Here is a 3,675-nt window from a genome sequence, read left to right as displayed (position 1 = left end):
TTGCCGAGGCCACGGGCTGGGCGACAGCGCCTGACCGAGGATGCGCTGTTGATGCTGAAGGCGCATCACTGGCGCGGCAACGTGCGCGAGCTGGAAAACACCATGCACCGCGCCGTCCTGCTGTCGCGCGGGGAAGAGGTCGGACCGGAAGCCATCATGCTGACCAGCAAGCTGCTGGCTCCGGAAGGCAGCGCCCAGGCCTCCATCCCCAGCGATTCGCCGGTCGCCAACCCGTTCGCCGGGCCAGGCGGCACGGTCCCGACCGCAGCAGCCCAGCCGCAGCAGCCGGCCGCCCCGCTGGTGGTTCCGCCGCCGGCCAGCCTGCCGACCAGCTACGGCCCGCCCAAGGGCGGCAAGCCCGGCCCCTACGGCATGCCTGCCAACGGTGGTGCGGCCGCAGCGGCAGCGGCGGCCTCCGCCAACACCGGCAGCGCCGCCGGCCTTGCGGCCCTGATCGGCCGCACGGTGGCCGATGTCGAGCGCGACCTGATCCTGGAGACGCTGACCCATTGCCTGGGCAACCGTACCCATGCCGCCAACATCCTGGGCATCTCGATCCGTACGCTGCGCAACAAGCTGAAGCAGTATGGCGACGAGGGCCGCAGCGTGCCCGCCCCCGGCAACGACGAGCGGGCGACGGCCTGACGGCGCGTCCGGTCCGGGGCTGAGCGGCGGGAGCATTCATGGCGCTGACGGAACAGAATAGCGGCGGGGGCGGCGGCGGGGGCGGGGGCCCCGGCAACATGGCCGCCTTCGGCGAGATGTGGTCGGTCGCCAAGGCGTCGCTGAAACGCGGCGACGTGGCGATGGCGATCGGCATCCTGATCGTCGTCGTCGGCCTGATCATGCCGCTGCCCAGCGTCATGCTCGACATGATGCTGGGGCTGAACATCACCGTCTCCATCCTGATCCTGATGGTGGTGCTGTTCATCGAGAAGCCGCTCCAGCTGTCGTCATACCCGACCATCCTGCTGATCACCACGCTGCTGCGCCTGTCGCTGAACATGGCCTCGACGCGCCTGATCCTGACGCAGGGGCATGAGGGCACGTCGGCCGCCGGCCATGTGATCGAGGCCTTCGCCAGCCTCGTCATGGGCGGCGATTTCGTCATCGGCGTGATCATCTACGCCATCCTGACCATCGTGAATTTCAAGGTCATCACCGCCGGCTCGGGCCGCATCGCCGAAGTGGCGGCGCGCTTCACCCTGGACGCCATGCCCGGCAAGCAGATGGCCATCGACGCCGACCTGTCGGCCGGCATGATCGACGAGGGCACGGCGCGGGCGCGGCGCAAGGAGCTGGAGGACGAAAGCGCCTTCTTCGGCTCGATGGACGGTGCGTCGAAGTTCGTGAAGGGCGACGCGGTCGCCGGCCTGATGATCATGTTCATCAACATCATCGGCGGCGTGACCATCGCGGTCCTGCGCCACGACATGCCGGTGATGACGGCGCTGGACACCTTCACCAAGCTGACCATCGGTGACGGCCTCGTCTCCCAGATCCCGGCGCTGGTGATCTCGATCTCCGCCGGCTTCCTGGTGTCGAAGGCCGGCATGGGCGGCTCCACCGACAAGGCTGTGGTGGGACAGCTGACCGGCCACAGCCAGGCGCTGGCCCTGTCGGCAGGCGCCGTCGGCGTTCTGGCCCTGCTGCCGGGCATGCCGATCCTGACGCTCGCCCCGGTCATCGGCGCCGTGGGCTTCGCCGCGTGGTACATGCCGCGCCTGCGTGCGAGGAAGGAAGCCGAAGAGGCCGCGGCGGCAGAGGAAGCGGCGGCGGCCGGGGCGGGCGGCGGCGGCATGCCGGGCGCCGGGCCGGCACCGGACGAGCCGATCGCCACCGCGCTCGCCATCGACCTGATCCGGCTGGAGCTGGGCTATGGCCTGCTGTCGCTGATCAACCAGCCGCAGGCGGGCAGCCACCGGCTGACCGACCAGATCAAGGGCCTGCGCCGGCAGATCGCCGGCGAGGTCGGCTTCGTCATGCCGGCGGTGCGCATCCAGGACAATCTTCAGCTTCCGCCCAACACCTACATCATCCGCGTGAAGGAGATCGAGGCCGGGCGCGGCGACATCCGGCCGAACATGCTGCTGGTGATGGACCCGCGCGGCGACGCCATGAGCCTGCCCGGCGAACAGACGGTGGAGCCGACCTTCGGCCTGCCCGCCATCTGGATCGAGCCGGGATACCGCGAGGAGGCGCTGTTCAAGGGCTACACCGTGGTCGATCCATCGACCGTGGTGACCACCCACCTGACCGAGCTGATCAAGGACAACATGCCGGAGCTGCTGTCCTTCACCGAGACGCAGAAGCTGCTGGACGAGACCGACAAGGAACACCAGAAGCTGATCGCCGATGTGGTGCCCGGACAGATCACTGTGGGCGGCTTGCAACGGGTGTTGCAGAATCTCCTTGCCGAACGGGTCTCGATCCGGGATCTTCCCACGATCTTGGAAGGGGTATCCGAAGCGACCAGCCAGACCCGCAGCATCACCCAGATCACCGAGCATGTGCGGTCGCGCCTTGCCCGGCAGATTTGCGACGCGAACACCAACGAGATGGGCTTCATCCCGCTCGTCACCCTGTCGCCCGAATGGGAGCAGGGCTTCGCGGAATCGCTGGTGGGCGACGGCGACGACAGGCAGCTGACGATGGCTCCGTCCCGCCTGCAGCAGTTCATCACCTCCGTCCGTCAAACCTTCGAGCGACATGCCATGATGGGCGAGAGCCCCGTTCTGTTGACCAGCCCGCTGATCCGCCCGTTCGTCCGCTCCATCGTCGAGCGGTTCCGGCCGGCGACCGTCGTCATGTCGCAGAATGAGATCCACCCGAAGGCCCGCATCAAGACGCTGGGGCAGATCTGATGGTGCGCGGCGTTCCCATCTTCTTAGCTGACGGAAGGCGCTGCCGATGCGGCTGAAGTCCTTCCACGCCAAGACCATGTCCGACGCCATGCGGATGGTGCGCCAGTCGCTGGGCGACGACGCCATCATCGTCGCGACGCGCGAGGAGGAAGGCGGCGGCGTGCGGGTCACGGCGGCGGTGGAAGAGGACGACCTGCCGCCGGCCCCGTCGGCCGGCACCGCGCGCGGCAGCAGGGGCAAGGTGCCGGTCAAGCCGGCGGAACCCGAGATCGATGTGGGCGAAGTGGTGGCCGACGCCCTGCAGCGCCACGGCGTGCCGGCGTCGCTGGCCGAACAGCTGATCGACGCGGCATCGGGGCTGGACACCGAGGACCCGCGGCTGGCGCTGGGGTCCGCCCTCGATTCCTATTTCACCTTCAACCCGCTGCCCGACGGCCGCTCGCCAGTGAAGCCGCTGGCGCTGGTCGGTCCGCCGGGATCGGGCAAGACGCTGGTCGCGGCGAAGCTGGCGGCGCGGGCCGTCTTCAGGAAATGCTCGGTCGGCGTCATCACCACCGACACGGTGCGGGCCGGCGGCGTCGACCAGCTTGCCGCCTTCACCCGCCTGATGAAGCTGAAGCTGGCGACGGTGGAGGATCCGGACGCGCTGGCCGGCGCCTTCGAGGTTCATCGCCGCACCGACCTCGTGCTGGTCGACACCGCCGGGCGCAACCCGTTCGACGCCGACGACATGCAGGACCTGCGCGCCATGCTGTCCGCCGGCGAGGTGGAGCCGGGGCTGGTCCTGCTCGCCGGGCTGGACGCGCTGGAG

General features: G+C 69.1%; 2 protein-coding genes and 1 pseudogene. All 3 read left to right on the top strand.

All coding sequences use genetic code 11. The features are described from left to right. Positions 1-645, top strand: a 645-nt coding sequence (locus I71_RS39575; RefSeq protein WP_042693365.1) for a helix-turn-helix domain-containing protein, incomplete at its 5' end; no start/stop codon positions are given. Between the two features lie 38 nt (positions 646-683). Next, the gene (gene flhA, locus I71_RS07460; protein WP_085940689.1) at positions 684-2,864 is read left to right on the top strand and encodes a flagellar biosynthesis protein FlhA; all 2,181 of its coding nucleotides are present in this window, start codon (positions 684-686) and stop codon (positions 2,862-2,864) included. Between the two features lie 46 nt (positions 2,865-2,910). Then, a pseudogene (locus I71_RS07455) lies at positions 2,911-3,675 on the top strand (GTPase); the annotation flags it as partial.

It is taken from the genome of Azospirillum sp. B506 (assembly GCF_000333595.1).
In the GTDB taxonomy this organism is placed as follows: Bacteria; Pseudomonadota; Alphaproteobacteria; order Azospirillales; family Azospirillaceae; genus Azospirillum.
This window is presented reverse-complemented; position numbering and strand designations above follow the sequence as displayed.